1 protein-coding gene is annotated in these 1300 nt (G+C 69.3%); it reads left to right on the top strand.

Annotated elements, in window-relative coordinates; translation table 11 throughout:
* Positions 1–138: 138 nt before the first annotated feature.
* Positions 139–1260: an IS30 family transposase gene (locus tag ACFWPT_RS40920; protein WP_380488135.1), complete on the top strand. Its 1122-nt coding sequence runs from the start codon at positions 139–141 to the stop codon at positions 1258–1260.
* Positions 1261–1300: the final 40 nt, after the last annotated feature.

Raw genomic sequence — 1300 nt, 5'->3', positions numbered from 1 at the left:
CTTAGGTTCTAGTGGTTGTCGCAACACCCCAGTTCAGGGGATGCGATGGACTTCAAGATCCGCAAGGACCGGACGGCTCAGGGGCCGCGGAAGCTGCGTAGGGAGCGGGAGGAATACTTCCGCCTCGTGCAGCAGGGACTGAGCAACAGGGAAGCGAGCCGGCTCGTCGGCGTCCACGAACGGACCGGACGGGAGTGGCGAAACGGCCGGACGGACCCGAAGCGGTACCGGGCGCCCGCTCATGCTGAGCGGGCGCCCGTCTCCACGGGTCCGTCCAGATTCCTGTGCGAAGCCGACCGCATCCACATCGCCGACCGGCTGCGGGAGAAGGCGACAGTTCGCGCGATCGCGGCCGAGCTGGGCCGGAGCCCGTCCACGATCAGCCGGGAGATCCGACGCAACTGCCACCCCGAGAGCGGCCGTTACCGGCCCCACGCCGCCCAGGCCCGGGCCGACGCCCGCCGGCCTCGACCGAAGACGGGGAAGATCGGCGAGAACGCCGAGCTGCGGAACTTCATCCAGGTCCACCTGGACAAGAAGTGGAGTCCGGAGCAGATCTGCCACGCTCTACGCAGAACCTTCCCCGAGCGGCCGGAGATGCACGTGGTCCCCGAGACGGTCTACCAGGCCCTCTACGTCCAAGGCCGCGGCGAACTGCGCCGCGAGCTGGCCGGTGCTCTGCGCTCCGGACGCGCGCGCCGCAGACCGCACCGCCAGGCCAACTGCCGCCAGCCGCGTTTCACGCATCCCATGGTCATGATCAGTGAACGGCCCGCCGAGGTGGAGGACCGGGCGGTACCCGGCCACTGGGAGGGCGATCTGATCATCGGCAAGGACGGTGCCTCCGCGATCGGGACCCTGGTCGAGCGGGCCACCCGCTACGTGATGCTCCTGCACCTGCCGAACGGCCGCGCCGCCGAGCAGGTCCGCGAGGCCCTGGTAGACACCGTCCAGGCCCTGCCCGGCCACCTGGTGAGGTCGCTGACCTGGGACCAGGGCGCCGAGATGGCCGCCCACGGCTCGTTCACCGTCGCCACCGGTGTCCCGGTCTACTTCTGCGACCCCGCCAGCCCCTGGCAACGCGGCTCGAACGAGAACACGAACGGCCTGCTGCGGCAGTACTTCCCCAAGGGCACCGACCTGTCCGTCCACGACCCGGAACACCTCACGGCGGTCGCCACCGAGCTCAACGGCCGCCCACGCAAAACGCTCGACTGGGAAACCCCAGCCGAGCGCCTGCATAAACTGCTCGCGGCCTGATCAAACCGACCACGTGTTGCAACGACCCCTAGAAACCGCC

It is taken from the genome of Kitasatospora sp. NPDC058478 (genome assembly GCF_042720345.1).
GTDB lineage: Bacteria > Actinomycetota > Actinomycetes > Streptomycetales > Streptomycetaceae > Kitasatospora.
The sequence above is the reverse complement of the archived record's forward strand: the minus strand, read 5'-3'. Positions and strand labels throughout refer to the sequence as shown.